Raw genomic sequence first — 20944 nt, forward strand, 5'->3', positions numbered from 1 at the left:
CAACTGTTTTGAACATGAGTTTTTTCCATAAACAATGGAGAGGGATCACCTGTGTGATGTTTGGAGGTGTGGCTGCCGGTTTGTCCGGTACAGCGGATTCTTCTATCGATATTCCGGATCGCGCGCGGACGGAACAGATTGTTTCAGCTTGTTCCGGGGTGTGGAATTCGTGGAATCCGCAGGACAGTTTTTCCAATGACTTGCCTCGGACGGCATTGCTTGGCAACGGTGATGTCGGGATTGTGTCGGGAGGGCGCGGAATGGAAAAAACGTATTTGATTTCCAAATCTGATTTTTGGTCCTGCGGAAATTTAAAAGGTAAATTCAGTGCGGATAAACGTTATAAAACGCAACCTTTGCCTATTGGCGGTGTGACGATCAGACCGGTTGCCGAGTCCTCGGCATTGGCGGAAACAAAATCTTTCCATGAGAAATTGGATATTTGGAAGGCATGTCTGGAAACAGAACTGACGGGAATGAGCGGCGAGTCCGTATCCATGAAGGCATGGATGGCGGCAACGGAGAACGTGTTAATCGTCGAGTTGAAGTCTCCGGAGGCTATGGATCTGGAAATCGATGTGTGGTGCAAGGCTGATCAGGAATGTTTCCCTGCGGATGTGGGTACGGACGAGAATGCCGGGGCGGTTTCGAGGTGGACCTTCAATGGAGCTCCTGAAAACCCCGCTTCATGGCGTTCCCAGGCAGTGCTGGCTCCATCCGTTGTCCATGCCGGCTTGCCCGACCATTGGAAGAATAAATCGGAAGCAACTGTTTCGAGGATAGTTCGTTTACAGCCGGGACAATCCTCCTGGCTGGTAGTTGCTATCGGAGGGGGAGGGCAGACCTACGGACACGATGGCAGGCTGAAGGGCTGGGACCCTTGGGTGAAAGCCCGGGAATTGCTGGGCTTGGTTCGGAATGAGGCTGGTGTTGCCTCTCTTCTCAAGTCCCATGCCGATTGGTGGAGGGAGTATTGGGCTGTTTCTTCTATCGACCTGTCTCCGTCCGATGAAGAAACGGCTCTGGCGGAGCGTTATTATTACGGAGCCCAGTATTTGATGGGGTCGGGTATCCGGAATGGAAAACTTGCTCCGGGACTTTTCGGAGTCTGGCATACGACGGACACGCCGAATTGGTCTTCTGATTATCATCTGAATTATAATTTTATTGCTTCGTTTTACGGGACGGCATCCAGCAATCGGTGTGATTTGCTGATGCCTGCCGCAGAAGCCATGCTTGCGATGGAGAGGGAAGGAATGGAGCGTGCTGCGAATCAGATTGAACTGCAACGGATTAACAGGGAATATGTGAATTCCCGTTCCGCTCTTCGGAAGGGCATTGCGGATGCCATTCTTTACCCCGTTGGGATTGGCCCGTGGGGGACTGTTACAGATGATTCCTACCATCGTGAACTCCTCAATGTTTCATACAGTTCATGGCCGATTATCCAGTATTACAACTATACGCTTGACCGTGATTTTTTGGCAAGGACGTACGGGTTCTTGAAAAAATGTGCACGGTTGTATGAAGTCTGGCTGGAAAGGGATGAGGATGGAAGGTGTCTTCTTGTAGCCGGGTACAATGAGGGTTCGTGGGCGCATAATCCCGCTGTTGAGCTGGCGACGGTGAAGATGTTGCTGGCGTTTTTGATCAAGGCATCGGAGGAATTGGATATGGACGCCGGAAAACGTAGCTTCTGGAAAGATCTTTTGACTCGTCTGCCGGAACAGCCGGTTTCCGAATGGAAGGGTAAACCTGTTTTCTCTCTGGCAGAGAGGGAATGGAAAAAGAACACATGGAAGCAGTTGGACAATCCGATCCCATGGGATGGAAATATCCTTCCGTTGGATGTGATTCTTCCGGCCGGAGAACTCGGGTATTATTCCCCGGCGGAACAGCAGCAAGTAGGTAGGAATACGATTGATGCGTTTGGGGATGGAGCATGGGGGCAAATCAATAATTTTCCACGTATTTTCTATGATGCCGTCCAACTTCGTTATCCGGCGGAAAAGATTTTGAAACACATGGCGGGCGTTCTGAAAAAACAAATGGGAAATAATCTTGCCGTTCGGGATGGCTATCACGGTCTGGAAAAAGTCGGGGCGACGGCTGCCATCAACAGTATGCTGGTACTGAAACACAAAGATGTGATCAAGGTGTTTCCCAATTGGCCTAAGGATCGAAACGTCGCTTTTTCACGGTTGAGGGTTCCGGGCGGGTTCCTGGTCTCGGCTGCCTATGATGGTTGTCGGAAAACGGTCGTGAAACTGGAAATAACAAGCTTGCTGGGAGGCCGGTTGACGATGGCTTGTCCGTGGGAATATGGAACTGTGGTTGCCCTGGATTCTTCCGGGAAAAAGCTTCCCATTATCGAATCCTCCGAACCGGAATGGAATGAGCGAACTTTGTCGTTGCCGGAAACCCGGGCTGGAGAGACCTATCGTTTTTCTTCTCTCCCATGAGTGAATGGGAAAACGGTAGATATCCGGTGTCGTGAGTGAAAGGCAGAAGGATGGAGAATCGTATACTTTGATGATTATGAAGCTCCTTCTCTTCTCTTTTCTGGCTTGGGGGTGTCTGGGTACTGCCATTGCAGCCTCCTCTTCTTCTCCGGAACCTGTCTCCGTAGTTGCGGATAGCGGAGTGTCTTTGCCTTTCATTTTTCTGGATGGAAGCGAAGCCCGGTTGACCGGACGCGGTGTGACGAAGCGCGGCGGTTTTGTCCGTGACTGGACAGGAACAGACAGCGGTCCGGAATGGAAATTGGAGGTTCCGGAGACGGGTACGTATTATTTCTGGCTCATGATGGCATCTCCGGAGGATCAAGGGGGAACGGCTGCCTTGTTTATGGATGGACGGGAAAAGTCTGTATGGACGATTCCTTCAACTGGAAATTTCAATGATTTCCAACTGGTATGCATGTGGTCGGGAGAGTTAGAAAAAGGGGAACATGAAGTTCTCGTGAAGGCCCGGGAATTGAAAGGCAGGTTTCTGATGGATGTAAAATATGCTGTGTTGTCGTCCAGTCCGGTTCCGGAAGCTTGGGAACAAGCCCTTGCAAAGGAAAAAAAAGCAGTGGAAGATAGGATTCTGAAACCCGGAAAATGGTCGGAAACTTTTGCTGCTGTTTGTGATGTATTGCGGTGTCCGTTGTCGAAGAAGAATGTAGAAATGGCGGGGCACCTTATGGAAAAAGCCTTCCCTCACCAGATGGACTGGTTGAAACAGGATGCGAGTAAAACGGTTGAAGAACTTTTCTCCGTGCCGGATATGAGGGCATTGCTTGCTGATGCCGTGGGTGTGGCGCTGAAAACTGTGCCGGATCCGGAGAACTTTGCTGCAGAGGCGGCCCGATTGGAACGGAACGATTCCTCTGCTTCGGTTAAGGAGTGGGTAACCCTGTATGACCGGGTGGCATATGCCCGCCGGCAAATGCGTTTGGATCGAGTACGGGCTTTGGCTCCGAAATTGATTTTTGCAAAGCACCATGTTTTTGGCAGTATCTCCGGCATTTATCTGATTACGGAGACAGAGGGCTCCAACAAGAAATCGGCCCTTTGCTCGCTGGATTTGACGCAGGACAAGGATGGGGCCTTTGCCTGCGAAAACATGCTGGTGGATCCTGGCAAAGGAAGTGTCCGTGACCCTGAACTCTCGTTTGATGGAACGAAGCTCCTGTTTGCCATGCGTGCGTCCCGGAAACATTTCAATTCCTGTTTGACGTATTCGCACTACGCGATCTATTGTCCAGCGCCGGAACGGGATCATTATTTGGAGAATGCCTACGGATGTCCCGAATCAAATTATCAGATTTACGAACTGGATCGTACGACTGGCAGGACTCGCCCGTTGACGACTCCTGAAACTTATGGCTCCAGCATGGAACCCTGTTATCTGCCCAATGGTGACATCATGTTCAGTTCCTCCCGCATCGTCCAGCACATTACCTGCGGGTGGGGAGACCTGAGCAATCTGTTTATCATGAACAAAGACGGCAAGTATGCCCGCCGTGTCGGATTCGATCAAACGAATACGGCTTTTCCGAGCTTGCTCAATGACGGACGCGTGATTTTTACGAGGCGCGACTACAATGATCGCGGCCAGTCCTCGGCTCATGCCCTCTTCCAGATGAATCCCGACGGGACGGCGCAGACGGAGTTCTACGGCAACCAGACGGGGTTGCCCAACAGCTTCCATCATGCGCGGGCTATCCCGAACTCCAACAAGGTGATTTGCATTATCGGCGGATACCACACGACGCAGGGAGGCAAGCTGGCTCTAATGGATGTCTCCAAGGGTGTGGAATTGGATCAGGGAATCGTGGAAATGCCCGGATACAGGACGCCGAAAAGCGGCAATGGTTATGATGACCGGTATGGCAAACAGGGGGAACAGTTTTCCAATCCCTATGCATTGACGGAACGCGATTACCTCGTGTCGATAGCCCCGTACAACGGAGCCGATTATTCCCTGTATTACTTGAATGACAAAGGAGAACGGGAACTTCTGGCGTCAGACCCGGGCACTTCCTGCCTGCAGGTGATTCCGGATGCTCCGCGCAAGCGTCCGGGAGTGCGTCCCTCCGAGGTTGATTACACGAAGGATGAGGGTATTTTTTATGTACAGAATGTATACTATGGCGAAGCGGCCCAAGGGATTGAACCGGGAAGCGTCAAGAAGATCCGCGTGATTGAAATGATGTACAAAAATGCAACGATTGGCTCGGCAATGGGTAAAGGTCCCGGAGGTTGCTGGGATACTGTGATGCCGACGGGACATGGCCTTGCCTCCTTCGATTCGAAGAAGATTATCGGCGATGCAACGGTCTATGAAGACGGTTCGGCGATGTTCAAGGCACCTGCTCGCAAGCCTGTATACTTCCAGCTTCTGGATTGTAAAAACCGGGTCATTCAGACGATGCGCTCGTGGGCGACGCTGATGCCGGCAGAGAAGTTTTCATGCGTCGGCTGCCATGAGGACAAAAACAAGACGCCGCTCAACCCGCTGCGTCGTACGATTGCGTCGATGAAGCCGGCGGAGGAACTTGAGCCTTTTTATGGTCCACCTCGCGCCTTCAGTTATATTCATGAGGTACAGCCCGTGTTCGACAAGCATTGCATAGCCTGTCACCGCGAGGGAGGGGAAGGGAAAAAGCTTTTATTGACGTCCAAGCCTTATGTGGATGATCCGGCGGCAATGCGTCGGTATTACCGTTCCTATTTCGAACTGACGAAGGCACGTCCGGAAAATGGTCACAAACCTGAAGAATTCGCCTTTTGGGAAACAGACAAGGTTTGGGGGCCTCGTCCATTGGGCAAGCGCCTGCCGGACGAACCGAACAAGTATGTATCGTGGTACACCCGGTTTGAACTGATGCACCAGTATCCTCCCTACAGGGCTGGGGCCGTCCGCAGCGGATTGGTCAAACTGCTCGAAAAAGGGCACAAAAATGTCAAATTGACTCAGGAAGAATGGGACAAGATCTGTGCATGGATCGACTTGAATATTCCATTTGCCGGGGAGTACGATGAATCCAATATCTGGTCGGATACGGAAAAGGCCTTCTACAGGGCAAGGGTGAACGAACGTACCAGAAACGAGGCTATTGAAGCACGCAATATCCGTGAGTTGATTCGTGACGGACAATCGTAAAAAACACTTGAATAATCAATTTTTAAGAGCAAAACAGTGACGGACGCTCGGAATCGTGAAAAAAAAGGAAAGTTTTCCGCACTTTTCACTTTCCTTGATGGATAAGAAAGGTTAAATATTTCTTCAGTCCGATTAGTCGGAATGGCGTTTTGATTCTACCCATGAAAGAACAGGAACAACAGTACAGGAAAATGAGTCTGGATGGCCCTCCGTCGCCAGTTGCCGGAGGTGTGCCTGTCCCTGTCGTTCAGGATGATATGGAGGAGGCTCAGCGCAAGCTGGAAGAACTCCGTCGTAAAAAGGCGGAGATTGATGATTACAAGCGGCGCATGGAGGAAATTGCGCAGAAGAAAGCCCGCTTTATTGCTGATCAAAACGAGTTGGGCGACCGGATGTTCTCCGCTGTGGAAAGGATTGAGCAGGAACTGGGAAGCCTTGCTAATGAAATCAAGGAGCTGGAACAGATCCGCCTGTGCTTTACCAAGGATCTGAAGGTTCTGGGGGCGATCCGCCCCGATGACTGGGGACAGGATAATCTGGAACAGCAATTAACCGATGCTGCTGAAATCATGGATCATTGTGAAGCCGATTATAATGATGCGGTCGATCACTGCTCCCATATGCGCCATACCAAAGTATTGACCCGTTCCCGCAAATCTTCCCGTCGCCTGCTGATCTCTTCGCGTGAATTTGTGACGCAGTTCATCCAGGGTTTTTCCTTTCACCTGCCGTTGTTTATCTTGTTAGTCATCTTATACGCAATCGTCAGTTGCGGTCACTCCAACAATTTCTAATACCATGTTTCTGAGAAAAAGAAAACAGAGAGATTCTGAATTCAGCGATTTGGATCGTGCTTCCCGTGAGTTGATGCAGAAAATCAGCGAACTGGAAGAAATGGTCGGTCAGGGATCTCCCGTTTCCATGCATCCCCAGCGCAATACTCTTCCACCTCCGGACAGAGTGCGGCAAACACGCCAGCAGAACACGCTGAAAGTAGCCGTCGCACGGGGTAATGTCCGTAATGCCAGGCGTGAACTTCATGAGAGTACGGCTCTTCTGCTGGTTCTCATTTGCTCCATTGCCGCTTCCACATTCTGGATCATTCGTCTGCTGGACCAGGGTTGAAAAATATCTCCCAGCATGACCTTATTTGCTGTGTCTTCCCAGGAGATGCCTTGCTAGACTGAGTCTGCCCATGAATCAGCCGCATATTGACGTTGCCTATATTGCCCGATTGGCGAGTTTGCACCTCACGGAAGAGGAAGTTGACCGCTTTTCCGACGATCTGACTAAAGTTCTCAACTATGTTGATCAGTTACAGAGTTACGACGTCACCGGAGTAGAGCCCATGTACCATCCCTTGCCGGTAATGGATGTTATGCGCGATGATGTAGTTCTTTCCGGTCTTTCGACAGAGGAAGCTCTGGTCAATGCTCCTCAGCAGGCCTCGGAGCAGATTCGCGTGCCCAAGGTTGTTGAATCCGCTTGATTTCCCTTCGGATCCTTTTCCCCACTATTTTTCCTTTTGCCTCATACTTTTCCTAGATACATGTCCCTGCCTCTAAAATCCCTTGCCGAGTGGAGAGATTGTCTACGCGACGGCTCCGTTTCTTCTGTCGAACTCGTCAACATGGTGGCTGATGCTATCGATAAAGAAGACGGCGCAACTCACGCCTATCTTTCCTATGACCGGGACGCTGCCCTGAAGATAGCCCGGAATGTTTCTCAGGATTCCCTCCTGGCCGGGATTCCCATTGGCGTTAAGGACAATATTAGTGTCAAGGGGCAGCCGACGCGTTGCGCATCGCGCTTTCTCGAACCGTATGTTGCTCCTTACAATGCTTCGTCCGTCGACAGAATGATTGCGGCGGGAGGCATCCCTCTGGGACGCATGAACATGGATGAATTCGCCATGGGATCCACCGGGGAAAATTCAGCTTTCGGACCGACTTACAATCCATGTGCTCCCCATCGGGCGACGGGAGGATCATCCAGTGGTTCCGCTGCCTCGGTTGCGGCCGGTACCGCTATTGCCGCATTGGGCTCCGATACCGGCGGCTCCATCCGCCAGCCGGCTTCCCATTGCGGAGTCGTAGGATTGAAACCTACCTATGGCCGGGTTTCCCGGTATGGACTTGTTGCGTTCGCTTCGTCCCTGGATCAGATAGGACCGATTACGCGGGACGTACGCGATGCCTCGATTCTGCTGGAAGCTATCTGTGGTCATGATCCTAAGGATTCTACCTCGCAGAATCATCCGGTGGAGCATTTCGAAGATGCCGTTGGCAAAGACATCAAAGGGCTTAGGATCGGAATCCCCAGGGAATATATGACTTCTGGCAACCATCCCGGTGTGTCCGAGGCCATATCCGGTGCTCTTGCCCGGTTGGAATCCTTGGGGGCTGAATTGGTGGAAATTTCTCTTCCGCATGCCGAAGCCGTTGTGGCTGCCTACTACATTATTGCTTGTGCGGAAGCTTCGTCCAACCTGTCCCGCTTCGACGGAGTGCGTTATGGGCGTCGTTCGCCGGACGTATCGGATCTTTCCAACCTTTTCGAATTTTCTCGTGAGGAAGGCTTTGGTCCCGAGGTTAAACGCCGTATTATTTTGGGCACTTACGTTTTGAGTTCCGGCTTCTACGATGCCTACTACACCAGAGCGCAGAAAGTTCGCTCCCTTGTTGCCGGAGACTTTGCCCGCGCCTTTGAGAAAGTAGATCTGATTGCCGGTCCCACTGCCCCGGCTCCGGCTCCCCTGCTTGGTGTGGCGGCTTCGGACCATCTCCAGACCTATCTGGCGGACATCTATACCATTCCTGCCAATCTTGCCGGACTTCCCGGGATTTCGGTACCCTGTGGTACGGCTGCGGATGGCGACGATCTCCTTCCGGTTGGTCTCCAGTTTCTCGCTCCTCACTTCAGGGAAGAGACTTTGATCTCGGCCGGATACGCTTTGGAGCAAAGCATAAAATAATTTGAATGCGGCTTTTGTCTGCCTTCGCGAATTCCATTATTTCCCGTGAGAGAGGGAGGTGGGGAAGTCTTATCGTAAAATGAATTTGGAAAAGGATACTCCTTAAACTATATTGATTCCGTTAATGAATCATGTCCCCTTTTTCTTGAACCCTGAAGCCCGTAGTGCCAGATCCATCCATTTGAGACGTTGGTTGGCGGACAGGAAAGGCCTTTTTGATATTGTGGAGCCGACATCGCCGGAACACATGCAGGAAAGCCTTAGGGAATGTGCTCGTAAAGGTTTGGAAACAGTGGCTGTTGCCGGTGGAGACGGTACCTTGCGTCTGGCTGCCGGAGCCTTGGCGGGAACGGAGACCAAATTAGTCGTTATACCCTCCGGTACTGTCAACGTCTTCGCTCGTGAAATAGGCATTGGTTCCGGTAATTTTGATCGTGCCCTCCAGGCTTACAATCAAGGCTGCATCAAGGAAGTGGACGTTTTTGCGGTGAATGGCGAACCCTTCCTGCAAATGGCCGGAATCGGTATTGATGGACGTGCCGTGGAGCTGACTACCAGCCAGGCCAAGAAAAAATGGGGTCCTATTGCTTATGGTATAGCTGGTCTCAAGGCTGCCTGCGAACCTCAGCCTCGTCTTCGTATAACCCTCAGTGATGGAAGAATTGAAGAAGGCATAGCCGTGATCATGGGCAACGGCGCCCGATACGGCGGTTCTTGGACTATGTTCGGAGATGCAGACAATGCGGATGGTTTGCTGGATGTCCTGGTATTCAGACGCCACATGGGAACCATCATCAAAGACTGTCTTCATGCTTTCCTTCGCGGGGGATTCAGTCCGGTCATGAAGGGAGACTTTTCCTACCTTAAAGTGGAAGGTTGTTCTATAGATCCTGTTGACACGCCTGCGTCTTATGAACTGGATGGCGATTTCGGTGGGCATGGTGCCCTCAAAATTGAAAAACACCCCGGGAGCCTCAAGGTTTTTGTCCCGTCTTCCAAACCTTCCAAGTAATTTGGAATCAATTTCTTAGGAAATATTCTTCTTTCGCCATTTGTCCTTCTCAAGAAAAAATAAACCTGATATCAAAAAATACTTGCCATCGGGCTTTTTCTTCACTATAATTTTCCCCGTCCTCACGGGATACCGAGACGAAAGTCGAGGGGCATTAGCTCAGTTGGTAGAGCGCTTCAATGGCATTGAAGAGGTCAGCGGTTCGAACCCGCTATGCTCCACCAAATAAAGCCCGCAAGTTAATCGCTTGCGGGCTTTTCTTTTGCTCGGGGAAGAACGGAAAGTTGGCTTCATCTTCACTCATTTTGTCGAAGAGTCACTCTTCTAGCTTGCCGGTGGAGTTGTTGTGGTTTGTGCCGATGAAGGGGGATGTATTGCTGTTGCCCGTGACGGAACCGGAGGAAGAACACTGGCTGATTGAACCGTCGTTCATGCCGATGAGTCCCCCTGTGTTGTATGTGCCGGTTACGTCGCCGGAGGCATGGCTGAAAGCGATAGGGCTGGTGGATGGATTTCCGTAGTTTCTACTGACTGTTCCGACGAGTCCTCCGGCATTGGCATTGGCACGGATATTCCCTTGAGATTGGCAGTGTGATATGGAACCGCAGTCGTTGTGACCGACAAGTCCTCCAACATTGAGAATACCTGTTACCCGGGCGTTACTGGAGCAATCTGAGAGGACACCTTGGGTGGCAAGGTCGATGGCGTTGGACGGAGCGGTGTTGGCACAGTTGACTCCGACGAGTCCGCCAATGCTGTCGCCATGGCATGAGGCAACGTCCCCGGATGTGGAGGAATGTGTGATGATACCGTTGTTTTGTCCGACAAGCCCTCCTGCTACGGAAAAGGCATGGATGTTTGCCTTGGCGGAACACGTGTCAATAGTTCCGTCGTTAGTTCCGGCCAGGGCTCCTGTGTAAAGATAGCCTTCGATGGTGGCTTCAGAGAGATGGAGATTCTTGATAAGCCCCCCCTTTCCAATATATCCGAATAGCCCGTTATGATGATTGCCGGGGCGTTTGACATTGAGATTGGAGATTGTGAATCCTGCTCCGTCAAATGTACCGGAGAAGGGCGTGTGTATATCGCCGATAGGTATCCAGTCGGAAATGGAAGCTAAGTCAATATTGTTTTTGAGGGTATAGTGACCGGATGGATTATTGCGAATTTGCATGAGCTGGGAGGCTGTGCGTATTTCTCCGTTGACGATGGGAGGAGGGGGGAGCGTTCCCATGGGGCCTTCCGAGGTAGGTTTGCAAGGATTCACGTCGGCCCGATACAGGTAGAGATTGCCGTATGAGTGGGCTCCTCCATGGGTTTCGCGATCGAATGAGAGCATGTAGTATTCTTGTCGGTTCGTATCGGCATTGCGGAAGGGAATGATGACGGGCCAGACATTGTAGGAACGCGGTGAACTCTGTATATTCAGCCGGACGGGGTGATTCATGGATGGATAACGGAGTACTTCGCAGTTGTCCACGTTACGTCCGAAGAAGACATAGTAGTTTCCGTCTAATTTCTGGAACTGAATGCCAGTACATGGCGCTTGTGTGTAACGGGCGATTTCCCGGTAGGAACCGTTCCACGTATCGGATTCGAGAAGGGGAATTTGGTAGCCGCCCCGGCTGGAGTCGCACATAACAAGTCGCCATTTGCCCACGGATCTGTCATAAATCAACGAGGCGTCTTCCTCATTGGACTGATCGGGGTATTGGACGGAGGTAACGGGGACGCATTGGAAGGGAGTATGCCGTGGATCCTTCGGGATGAGTCCCGATTTGATGGCGTGCGGACGTTCATTGTGGGCGGTAGGCATGGCGATCCACTCCTGGGTTATGGAATTGTAGATGATATCCGCAGCATGGAAGGTGGCGTAGTGATTGCGGTTGTCGGGATTGAAGAGGAGAATGCCCGTGATATTCAGTTCTCCCGTTTTGAGGTTGAGGCGGTAAATGCCTTGGTAACTACTGTGGATGTCGTAGCCTCGGACGCTCATGGCAAGCCAGATGGAGTCTCCTTCCTGCAGGATGGTTCCTGTTTCGTCATGCAGGGGCTTGGGGTCGGCTTGAGCGGCTCCTCCTGTGATGGCATTGTCGAATCCTGAGAGTGTGAGGCGAGAATCGGAGGCTAGTCCTGCGACGAGACTCCCTCGATAAGTTTCGACAACGGAAGGATTGGAAAAATCGGTCTGGATGTCGATTTTGTAATCAAGCAGAGTATGTTTTTCTTTTGTCTCTTCCCAGACACTCAAAAAGCAGCGACGTATATTATTCCCGATGGATTCCGGGATGAAATCCGCCTTAATTGTGAATGGGGGATGGAGTCGGGCTTTGGAAAGAACTTTATCGATTACCCGAACTCCTTGGACATACACTTCAAGTCGAAGTTCAGGGGCTTTTGTCTGGCCGTTTGCATGATTGACGCACGTAAGGACAATGCGGTTGTTATCGTCCTTTCGTATGTCGATTCCGGCAGAACTGCCGCTTGTCCAATCCGAAATTCCCAATTCGTAGATTCCGCATGGAATATGCTGTCCGAGAGGGAGTCGAAAGGAAACATCGGAGTTGCCGATGTTGTGGAGCTGCAGGCCGTCCTGTGTGTGCGTTTTGCGGATAGGGGAGGGAATAGGTCCGGCTGTGTCCGAGGCTATTTGCTTAAGATCGAGTGTAGCAATGTCGATTTTGGAGGTGAAGAGATTGCGGTGACTCCAGATTTTACGGAATGACAGATGTTCCGGGAGAAGTTTCTCTCCTGTTCCAGTATCCGGTATTCTTGGCGCGGACTGCTGGGACTGGGCTGAGGGCATGATTGTCTGACTGGTAGTTGGAAAAACAGCAAAGAAAGCGAAGAGCACAAGAGACAAGGAACGGCACAAACGATGGTGTGTGGATTTCATCTGTTATTATTTACGGAGATGGAGAGGAATTCTTTCTTTTCCGTTTGCTGTTTCGGAGAAGATAGGAAAAGTGGAGGACATTGCCTCTCAACTCTGGCCTTACAGATTTTAGCGATGGGTGTTGCCGTGAATTCGACAAAGTTGTGCTATGTCTTTTTTGTTGTTGAACAATTGATTAAAAAGAATAACGTAACAATATTAGATTTTCAAAATTTCGGAGGAAGACTTCATAAGGAGACCGATCTGGTTGCATAGGTAATAATGTCGGGGTCCTATTGGTACTTATGTATCGGTAGGGCCTCGCATTCGTTGTTACCCTTATGAATTTGGAGAGAAAGAAGAGGGGGACAATCTAATCCGGAGATAGAAGTTCGGTATTCTGCAGAAACAAAAAGACACCGTGCTATTGCAGGGTGTCTTTTTAGTCAGATGGCGAAGCGGACGGGGCTCGAACCCGCGACCTCCAGCGTGACAGGCTGGCGCTCTAACCGAACTGAGCTACCACTCCGTGACATCTGCTTGTGTCGCATTCGCTCTGGTAAGCGAGGACGTGGGGTTTATAATTACATCCGATCCATCTGGCAAGAAAAAACTGTGTTGAGATATCGAATTTTATGAGAAGCTTCGGGAAAGATGAGAGTCGGCAGCCCTTTGAAGATTAAAAGATCTTTTGCAAATTAACAGAAAGAAGAAGTGACACAATGACGTACTTCACATTGATGAAGTTGTCTATTTTTGATTACCTGCTCGGAAAGGGAGTGCTTGTTTTTCTGGGGATACTATCGGCATGGACTGTTTCGGCGTCGACGATGGAAGAGTGCTATCGGAAAGCTGATGGATACCGGGCGTATTACGAGGAGGGCTGCAGCTGGGGATATGTATCTCCTCAATGGATTTCTGGAACCGGGGATTTTTGGTACACTTCCTACCGGGATGGACGGAAGTCGTTTTTGAGGGTGAACTCATCGGATGGAACAAAGGAACCGGCATTTGATCATGATCATGTTGCTGAAGAATTAAATCGCCTGTCCGGAGAAAAGGCAAATCCCGCATGGTTACCCTTTGATGTCATCACGGGAACTCCTGAAAGTTTGCGCTTCCGTGTGAAAGACAAGGAATTTTGTTACGATACAGTCGGAAAAACTCTTTCTCCTGCACCCGAAAGCAGGGAGATCCAGCACAAGCCGAACAATCCCAATTGTTCTCCTGATGGAATGTACGAGGCATTTGTCAAAGAGAACGATTTGTTCCTGCGGAATAGTAAAAACGGTATGGAAGTGAGGCTTTCATCCAATGGTACGGCTGAGAATCCGTACTGTTTACCCGTGTTTTGGGCTCCGGATTCCAAGGGGCTGGTCTGTTGCCGCCGGGTGACGGCTCCCGTGCGGCATATTACTTTGATCGAATCCTCTCCCAAAGATTCCGTGCAACCCCGCGAACGGTCTATTCCCTACGTCAAACCCGGCGATCCTTTGGATGTGGTGCGTCCTGTTTTGTTTGGGACGGAAGCCGACACGGGGATAGAAATATCCTTCCCTGAGCCGGAACAACAGTTTTCCTTGGGGGGAATCCGGTGGTTGCGTGACAGTTCCGGTTTCACCTTTGACTACAACAAACGCGGACACGGCTCCTACATCGTGTATAAGGTAGACAGGGAGAATGCGTCCAAGGCCCGCCTTCTGATTGAGGAATCCTTCCCGACTTTTGTTAATTATACACGCCTGTACCGCCATGATCTGGAGGATACGGGTGAAATTGTGTGGATATCCGAACGGGATGGATGGAGGCACCTTTACCTGTTGGATGCTGAGACGGGGAAGGTGGTGCGGCAACTGACGTCGGGGGAATGGATTGTCAAAAAGGTTTTACATGTCGATGCTGGGCAAAGGACTGTCTTTTTTATCGGATGCGGCCAAACTCCTGGCGAGGATCCTTACTTGGAGAAACTTTACAGAGTATCTCTCGATGGGGGTACTCCCATTTGCTTAACTCCGACCAATGCTACGCACGGAATTGATTTTTCACCGGATTATTCGTGCTTTGTCGATACGGCTTCCCGTGTGGACATGCCGCCGGAAACGAGTCTTCGCGATGCCCGAACAGGTCGTGAAATCCTGAAGCTGGAGAAATCCGATATTACACCGGCTCTGAAAAGGGGCTGGAGACCTCCGACCGTGTTTTGTGGCAAAGGAAGGGACGGTCTGACGGATATTTGGGGTATCATTGCTTTTCCTCCAAATCTTGTCCCCGGTCGTAAATATCCCGTTATCGAATATATTTATGCCGGCCCGCATGATTCTCATGTACCTAAATCTTTCAACATGGAACACGAGATGGTGCGATATACCGAGTTGGGATTCATCATGGTGATGATCGACGGTATGGGTACATCCAATCGTTCCAAGAAATTTCACGATGTTTGCTGGAAAAACCTGAAGGATGCCGGTTTTCCCGATCGCATTGCCTGGATGAAGCAGGCAGCGAAGAAATACCCGGTTATGGATTTGTCCCGCGTCGGCATCTATGGCGTATCGGCCGGAGGTCAGAATGCTTTGAGTGCGTTGTTGTTCCACCCGGAATGGTACAAGGTGGGTGTCTCCTCATGCGGGTGCCATGATAACCGCATGGATAAAATCTGGTGGAATGAACAATGGATGGGGTATCCGGTAGACAAGTCATATGAAGAGTGTTCCAACGTTGTCAATGCCGGTAAATTGCAAGGGAAATTGATGTTGATCCTGGGGGAAATCGATGACAATGTCGATCCGGCTTCGACCCGTCAGGTCATACATGCCTTGGAACAGGCTGGCAAGGACTTCGAATTTGTCCTGATTACTGGTGCGGGCCATACAATGGGTGGAAAATTCGGAGAACGTAAGAGACGGGATTTCTTTGTCAAGCATCTGCAGGGAATAGATCCTCCGAACAGGAACGCTGCCCACGTTCCTGCCTCCAAAACTCGAACATAGTCTCCGGAGAATATACCGGAGGGAAGGGGGCGGATGCGTGGAATTTTTCTTACTGCCGGGGCTGAAAAAGTTCCGGCAGTTGCTCCTGTAGCTGCCGGCTCGTTTCCTCAGAAGCGGGGAGGATATACGTGACGGCGGAGCCTCCTTTCAGGTTCTTGAGAGATACATCGGCATCATGCTTTAAAAGCAGGCGGATAACACGGGCTGCTGCAGGATTCAGATTCCCATCCTGATCGATCAAATGCCTGCACGCCATCATCAGCGGGGTTTCTCCATCATGGGAAGCCCTATTGACGAGAGCTTTATATTCCAAAAGCAATTCGATGGACTTGATCAAAACCTCTTTTTTATCATCATTCTGTCGCGGGAAGATGTGGTCGCAAAGGTCGCACAGAGGAGTACGTCCGTATTCCGGCGAAGGATCAAGAGGATTATCGGCAGGATCCTTCCATCTGACATTGGGATCGGCACCATGTTCTAGAAGGAGACGCTTAATGACTAGATCGGAATAATGGCCGGTAGTGATAAATAACGGAGGGTTTTCGTCTCTTGTCTCGTTGGGATCAATTCCTTTCTCCAGCATCATGCGAACAACTTCGGAACAACCGTGCATAATTGGGATACAGAGCGGATTCCTCCGTACTCCGGAGGCTTTCTTGTACGATGGATAATTCCCTCCCAGAGCAGGATCTGCCCCCAGGGAAAGGATGAGGCACGCTATTTGTTCGTTATGGCTTTCTAGACATGCTTCCTCGAAGGGAACGAGTCCATTGGCTTTTTTATTAAGATCCGCTCCATGGTTGGCAAGTATCCGTATGAGATCCAGCCGTCTTTCAACTGGAATATGACTATCTTGTCCCCATGAACTCAGAGCACAACTTAATGGAGTAGGACCGTTTTCGGTGGGAATAGATCCCATGCTTGTCTTGATTTCTGCAGACTGATTGGGGGCTGCCCCCAATTCCAGCAAATGCAGGGCCAGCTCATTTTTTCCAAAACAGCAGGCATAATGAAGAAGAGTCATATGCGATTCCCCCGAATGCCTGGCATTGCCGGAAGACGCTGTATCGAAAATGATACGTAAAAGGCCGTTCATTCGGTAATTTCTGATGAACTGGTTCTTTTTCTGGATGAACTTAGAGAGGAACATACTGCTGGTCAAATCCTCCAACGTGAATGGATCGTCCGGCATTGGGATGATGGTGGCTTTCATGGAAACATAAATTTCCTCAATTTGCTGACGGTCCTTTCCCGTCCACACTGGATTGAAAACCAATTTATTGGGCGTATTAGACTCCAAATTGCAGATCAATACTCCGGAGAGAACTACAATGGCCAGACAGGCTATCCCCCAGATAAGAAGATTATTCCGAAGTCTTTTTGTCATTTTCTTCCATTATAGAGCGGAGCATGGAAAATCTCAAGTCGCATCTTTCCTGCCATCTGCAATTGATCTCCAACAATTTGATCGTCATTCGCTTACTCAATCATCAAGAGAAAAGACATAATTTCCTCTTTTCCTCCTGCGTTGCATCCTTTATAAACCTTTCCGTGTTGCGCAGGCAACGGGCTCGTAGCTCAGCGGTTAGAGCAGGGGACTCATAATCCCTTGGTCGTAGGTTCGAACCCTACCGGGCCTACCAAGTTTAAACCCCTTGATCCTCTAAGGTTCAAGGGGTTTTTATTATGTTCGGAATGGCAATTTTAGAGGCTTCCGAAATGTCGAAAAACGGTTAAATAACGGTCAAAAACGACCGAAAAATACGTTTTTTGATTGGATAATGGGTATAGTTTTTGACATGGCGAAAGCTCCGAAATTTGAGGTTCAGGCAACTCGGAATGGACTGTTTGCAATCTGTATTCCATCAAATATGTCTTCATCGGGGAAGGGCGGGAAAAGATATTTTAAAAAGAAGTCTGATGCTCTTGATGCACAGACAGGACTTAGGCGTCGCCTCAACCCTTGATCGCAGGTTCGAATTCTACCGGGGATAAAGCTCGTAAATAACTTAACCATAACGGATTAATATTTTTTCTTTTCTCTTTTCCGAGGCGATGTCAAAATGAATCGGGCATTGAGAGATGTACTATGTCATGTTTGACATGTATATTTATTAAGGACTTCAGACTTACCAAGGCTGCGTGCTTCCAGAAGGTTTTTTCATTTCCTACGTAACAGGTACACGCAGTCAGGGAAAGGGGAAATTTCTCATCCGATGGGTTATTAGTGCTTTGACGGATCAAGCTGGGAATGATATCTTATGTAACCTCTCTACTAGAAGAGGATGGTGAAATTCGGGAATCACACCGAATGAACTAGATTTTCGTGAAAAGGTGTAACCAACCGAACATGAGTTACGTCTAGATAGCGAATCCCAACACAATCAAACGCCATGAACGATAATAAAGAAGAAATCAAGATGGATGAGCTCGACGGAATCGTCGGAGGTTCGATGACCGCGACATTGACTCCTTGGACGAACAAGGATGGAATCCCTTGCATTAAGATTGAAGTAACAGGAGGTTCCAGTGTTGGTCACTTGACGATCAAAGCTTCCGACCTTGATAAATACAAGGAACGCCATTCCGACTGGACGTTCAAAATGAACCAGTAGCGTTGCTGCTGAATCCAGCCATCTATATCAGGAGGTAATGGAGAAATCCATTCCTCCTTTTTTTGGTATCTACGGGTTGGCAGGAGCATTAATCACATGTCAAGCTATTCACTATCTGCATATTGCACTGGTGAATCCGATGTTTTCAATCAAGCTTGTTTGAAAGATAGTTCGACAGGCAATCAATTGTCCACAAGCTATTTTCTAGAATCTACGGACTCCTTGTCTATTTTGCAACTGTGTTTCTTTCTCTGCTCAGTTGAAGGTAGATTTTTCAGGTTTTTGATTCCTAATTCTCTCCTGATGTTGGTATTGCCCGTGGAGATGAATCCCCAGCCGCGTTTATTGAAGGCCGGAGTGGGGCCGGAATTGGGCATTCTGGCATTGCCGAGGGATGGAAAGACGAGTGTTGTTCCTAAAGTTTCCGGGGAAAGGAGAATGTGAGGATGACTTCCGGCGATGATGTCGAAACCGGCGGCAGCAAGCCGGCGAGCGCATTCCGTTTGAGCTGGGGTGTATTTGTCTGTGTTTTCTCTTCCCCAGTGGATCATGATGATATTCATATCCGTCCGGTTTTTCCATGAGAGGACGGATTCGAGTAAGACTGCCTGATCTTGCGGAAGTCTTGCCAGATGGATAGTCGGAGAAACAGGTGGATTCAGAGCTTCGTCGTGAGCTGCTCCCCAGACGGCAATCGTGCGTTCCCCGATGCGAACGATGGCGGGCGAAAGGGCTTCTTTGACGGTGGTGCCTGCTCCGACTGTTTGAATGCCCGCATTGTTTAGGTAGCGGATATTTTGGAGAAGACTCTGTGGGCCTCCGTCTTCCGAATGATTGTTGGCGAGTGAGGCGACACGGACTCCGGCTTGTTTGAGCAGGGCAACCTGGCGTTCTGGAGTGGAGAGAAAGGTGTATTTCCTTCCCTGTGGAACATCCTCCCGAGAACATGCGATACTTCCTTCGACATTAGCCATTACCAGGTTGTAATTTTGCAGGGAGTGGCACAGTCTGTCCCAGAGGGTATCTTCTCCGATTGCTACCACGTCACCGAGAAGGGCGATGCTAACTCCGGGTTCAGTATCTCCCAGCGTCCAGACCGAGTGGGAAAAACGTTTGTAGCGCTTCCGGAAGTCGGCCAGTGTCAGAATTTCCGGTTGCCCGGAGAGATGATGGATGACGAGATCTTCCTGTCCCAGGGAACCGAGCGGTGGTTTGTCTTGCCACAAGGCGGCGGAGTGGTTGACGGCATCCACAACAAGACCTGTAGATTGTTCTTCCGGGGTAAAGGGGATTCTGGTGTCTTCAGTCTGCAAATTGCCGAGGAGGCGCATGTACCGGGTGAGTTCCCGGGGACTGCTCCAGGGGATACGGTGGCCGTTTCTTCTCCAGGCGTAACAGATCATGTTGGCACAGTCATTGCCTAGCCCGGTGCCTGCAATCCATTGTCCCATGTACGGAATACTGCCGGCCCCATACATGTAGGGCGTGCCGAATTGCTCGGATAGGGCGGAGTGGAACCCCTCTCCCTCGGTGATGGCGATTGTAGCGGGCAGGCTTTCCCAAACCTGGCTTCCGGCCAGTATGGCGACTTTCCACCACGAGCGCCCCAGCGTGATGCCGCGCCTCCAAGTGTCGTTGTCCAGGAAAGGATCCTCGGTTTCCGCGACGAATTGTTCTTTCCAGAGGATACAGTTTCCGGCATGTCCGGTGAAACTGGCCCCCTTGCTGTCTTCCGGCTTGAGATTGGCTATGGAGGCAACTGGGGTGAGACGGTACCAGCGGTAACGCCGGGGGATGACAGGAAGATCGTAGATGTCTCCGGCTTCCAGATGGTGGCGTTGCCCGGCATCCATGCGCCATGTCCCGTCCAGCGACGCTTGTATATCCGTGAGGCCGACTTTCGGCACTGTTTTTTTGTGGGATTCGAGGATGTTTTCCCACGTTACATCCGGCCGGGCGGAGGAGAAGCGGCTGCGGTGTGCGGCCAACAATGCCCACAGGGAATCTGGTGCCTGTTTCCAATCCAGCTGCGGGATGGATTTTCCCTGCTTTTTGAAACTGGTTGCCATACGCGAAGTATCCTTTTCCGGCAATGGACACCCGTTGAGCAGAACATGTGCCGGATGGGTCTGAAGTGAAAGCCGGATAGCTTTTTCCCAAAGCCGCCAAGCGGTTGCATCATCCTTGTGCCATGGGCGGGAAAGACAGATGCTGATGGCACACAGGTTGTATAGTCCGGTGACCTGTTTCCAGCATTCTTCCAAGGCTTCTTCCGGGTGGAAAGCGTTGGCGAAAGCATCCAGATCGATGCTTGCCAGCCACGGCAGACCTTGGTCATTGGGCAATTCTTCCCAGCGAGAGATGGTTTTCCATCGCTTGCTTAATGAGCCGCATTCCCGAGGATCGATTTCGAGACGACCGTCCAGATAGGCGACGGCGTCCTGTGTCAATTCGTCAGGGGTCTGGTTCTGCAGTAATTCCTTTGCCGGCATCCAGTAAACGGAGGCAACTGGACGCGGCATCAGAGGTTCCAGCCAGTTGTAGCATTGGATACGTCCTTCTTTTCTCCATTGGTCGAGACGCCGTGCCCGTTGCCTGAGATTGCTTATGCTTAGGACACCGTCGCGGATGGCATCGGAATTGGTCGCAGCATTGGAATCCGGATGGGCATCAACGAGCAGAAGCCTGTAATCCCGTGTACGGTCTGTTGTTTCCGTAAAGAAGGTGAAACTGCCAGTATGGCTTTGTTCCAGATAAATTACCGGCACAGCGGCATATGAACCCCATATCCATGCTACTGCGAGTAGGGAAAAGAGACGGCGCATG

The 20944-nt window shown here is 50.5% G+C and carries 12 protein-coding genes and 3 tRNA genes; 11 read left to right on the plus strand and 4 right to left on the minus strand.

The features are described from left to right. The first annotated feature begins 14 nt into the window (after positions 1 to 14). From QET93_RS06625 to QET93_RS06660, 8 genes are all read left to right on the plus strand, one after another. Positions 15 to 2462, plus strand: a complete 2448-nt coding sequence (locus tag QET93_RS06625; protein WP_280132942.1) for a hypothetical protein — start codon at positions 15 to 17, stop codon at positions 2460 to 2462. A gap of 76 nt (positions 2463 to 2538) precedes the next feature. Continuing rightward, positions 2539 to 5652 carry a hypothetical protein gene (locus tag QET93_RS06630; protein WP_280132941.1) on the plus strand — a complete coding sequence of 1038 codons (3114 nt, stop codon included), beginning with the start codon at positions 2539 to 2541 and terminating at the stop codon, positions 5650 to 5652. Between the two features lie 161 nt (positions 5653 to 5813). Beyond that, on the plus strand, positions 5814 to 6446 hold the full coding sequence (locus QET93_RS06635) for a hypothetical protein (RefSeq protein WP_280132940.1): 633 nt from the start codon (positions 5814 to 5816) through the stop codon (positions 6444 to 6446). Positions 6447 to 6450: 4 nt separating this feature from the next. After that, positions 6451 to 6777 carry a hypothetical protein gene (locus tag QET93_RS06640; RefSeq protein WP_280132939.1) on the plus strand — a complete coding sequence of 109 codons (327 nt, stop codon included), beginning with the start codon at positions 6451 to 6453 and terminating at the stop codon, positions 6775 to 6777. A gap of 70 nt (positions 6778 to 6847) precedes the next feature. Continuing rightward, positions 6848 to 7141 (plus strand): Asp-tRNA(Asn)/Glu-tRNA(Gln) amidotransferase subunit GatC, encoded by a 294-nt coding sequence (gene gatC, locus QET93_RS06645; RefSeq protein ID WP_280132938.1) that lies wholly within the window; start codon positions 6848 to 6850, stop codon positions 7139 to 7141. 60 nt (positions 7142 to 7201) lie between these two features. Next, on the plus strand, positions 7202 to 8626 hold the full coding sequence (gatA, locus tag QET93_RS06650) for an Asp-tRNA(Asn)/Glu-tRNA(Gln) amidotransferase subunit GatA (protein WP_280132937.1): 1425 nt from the start codon (positions 7202 to 7204) through the stop codon (positions 8624 to 8626). A 124-nt stretch (positions 8627 to 8750) separates the two neighbouring features. After that, the gene (locus QET93_RS06655) at positions 8751 to 9638 is read left to right on the plus strand and encodes a diacylglycerol kinase family protein (RefSeq protein ID WP_322190160.1); all 888 of its coding nucleotides are present in this window, start codon (positions 8751 to 8753) and stop codon (positions 9636 to 9638) included. 148 nt (positions 9639 to 9786) lie between these two features. Next, positions 9787 to 9862: transfer RNA gene (locus QET93_RS06660), tRNA-Ala, on the plus strand. 92 nt (positions 9863 to 9954) lie between these two features. Here QET93_RS06660 and QET93_RS06665 read toward each other — a convergent pair. Both QET93_RS06665 and QET93_RS06670 read right to left on the minus strand, forming a co-directional pair. After that, on the minus strand, positions 9955 to 12534 hold the full coding sequence (locus QET93_RS06665) for a GLUG motif-containing protein (protein WP_322190161.1): 2580 nt from the start codon (positions 12532 to 12534) through the stop codon (positions 9955 to 9957). A 430-nt stretch (positions 12535 to 12964) separates the two neighbouring features. Beyond that, positions 12965 to 13042: transfer RNA gene (locus QET93_RS06670), tRNA-Asp, on the minus strand. A 211-nt stretch (positions 13043 to 13253) separates the two neighbouring features. Between QET93_RS06670 and QET93_RS06675 the strand changes: the two genes are divergently transcribed. Next, positions 13254 to 15503, plus strand: coding sequence for a DPP IV N-terminal domain-containing protein (locus QET93_RS06675; RefSeq protein WP_280132936.1), 2250 nt, complete (start codon positions 13254 to 13256; stop codon positions 15501 to 15503). A 49-nt stretch (positions 15504 to 15552) separates the two neighbouring features. Here the strand turns inward: QET93_RS06675 and QET93_RS06680 are convergent, their stop codons facing one another. Further along, positions 15553 to 16716 (minus strand): hypothetical protein, encoded by a 1164-nt coding sequence (locus QET93_RS06680; RefSeq protein ID WP_322190162.1) that lies wholly within the window; start codon positions 16714 to 16716, stop codon positions 15553 to 15555. Between the two features lie 354 nt (positions 16717 to 17070). On the opposite strand from QET93_RS06680, the gene QET93_RS06685 reads away from it, so the two are divergent. Together QET93_RS06685 and QET93_RS06690 are read left to right on the plus strand one after the other, a co-directional pair. Then, positions 17071 to 17146 (plus strand) — tRNA-Ile (locus tag QET93_RS06685). A 750-nt stretch (positions 17147 to 17896) separates the two neighbouring features. Beyond that, entirely contained in the window at positions 17897 to 18118 is a 222-nt protein-coding gene (locus QET93_RS06690) for a hypothetical protein (RefSeq protein ID WP_280132934.1), read from the plus strand. Positions 18119 to 18315: 197 nt separating this feature from the next. Here QET93_RS06690 and QET93_RS06695 read toward each other — a convergent pair whose 3' ends face one another. Further along, entirely contained in the window at positions 18316 to 20943 is a 2628-nt protein-coding gene (locus QET93_RS06695; RefSeq protein WP_280132933.1) for a CapA family protein, read from the minus strand. Between the last annotated feature and the right edge of the window lies 1 nt (position 20944).

Origin of the sequence: Akkermansia sp. N21116 (genome assembly GCF_029854705.2) — a bacterium.
Lineage (GTDB): Bacteria > Verrucomicrobiota > Verrucomicrobiia > Verrucomicrobiales > Akkermansiaceae > Akkermansia.

Bases quoted from the DNA above. Each gene is read 5' to 3' on its own strand.
- QET93_RS06630 (WP_280132941.1), top strand. From the start codon at position 2,539: ATGAAGCTCCTTCTCTTCTCTTTTCTGGCTTGGGGGTGTCTGGGTACT.
- QET93_RS06665 (WP_322190161.1), bottom strand. From the start codon at position 12,534: ATGAAATCCACACACCATCGTTTGTGCCGTTCCTTGTCTCTTGTGCTC.
- QET93_RS06680 (WP_322190162.1), bottom strand. From the start codon at position 16,716: ATGAAAGCCACCATCATCCCAATGCCGGACGATCCATTCACGTTGGAG.
- gatC (WP_280132938.1), top strand. From the start codon at position 6,848: ATGAATCAGCCGCATATTGACGTTGCCTATATTGCCCGATTGGCGAGT.
- QET93_RS06675 (WP_280132936.1), top strand. From the start codon at position 13,254: ATGAAGTTGTCTATTTTTGATTACCTGCTCGGAAAGGGAGTGCTTGTT.
- gatA (WP_280132937.1), top strand. From the start codon at position 7,202: ATGTCCCTGCCTCTAAAATCCCTTGCCGAGTGGAGAGATTGTCTACGC.
- QET93_RS06625 (WP_280132942.1), top strand. From the start codon at position 15: ATGAGTTTTTTCCATAAACAATGGAGAGGGATCACCTGTGTGATGTTT.
- QET93_RS06635 (WP_280132940.1), top strand. From the start codon at position 5,814: ATGAAAGAACAGGAACAACAGTACAGGAAAATGAGTCTGGATGGCCCT.
- QET93_RS06640 (WP_280132939.1), top strand. From the start codon at position 6,451: ATGTTTCTGAGAAAAAGAAAACAGAGAGATTCTGAATTCAGCGATTTG.
- QET93_RS06695 (WP_280132933.1), bottom strand. From the start codon at position 20,943: ATGCGCCGTCTCTTTTCCCTACTCGCAGTAGCATGGATATGGGGTTCA.
- QET93_RS06690 (WP_280132934.1), top strand. From the start codon at position 17,897: ATGAACGATAATAAAGAAGAAATCAAGATGGATGAGCTCGACGGAATC.
- QET93_RS06655 (WP_322190160.1), top strand. From the start codon at position 8,751: ATGAATCATGTCCCCTTTTTCTTGAACCCTGAAGCCCGTAGTGCCAGA.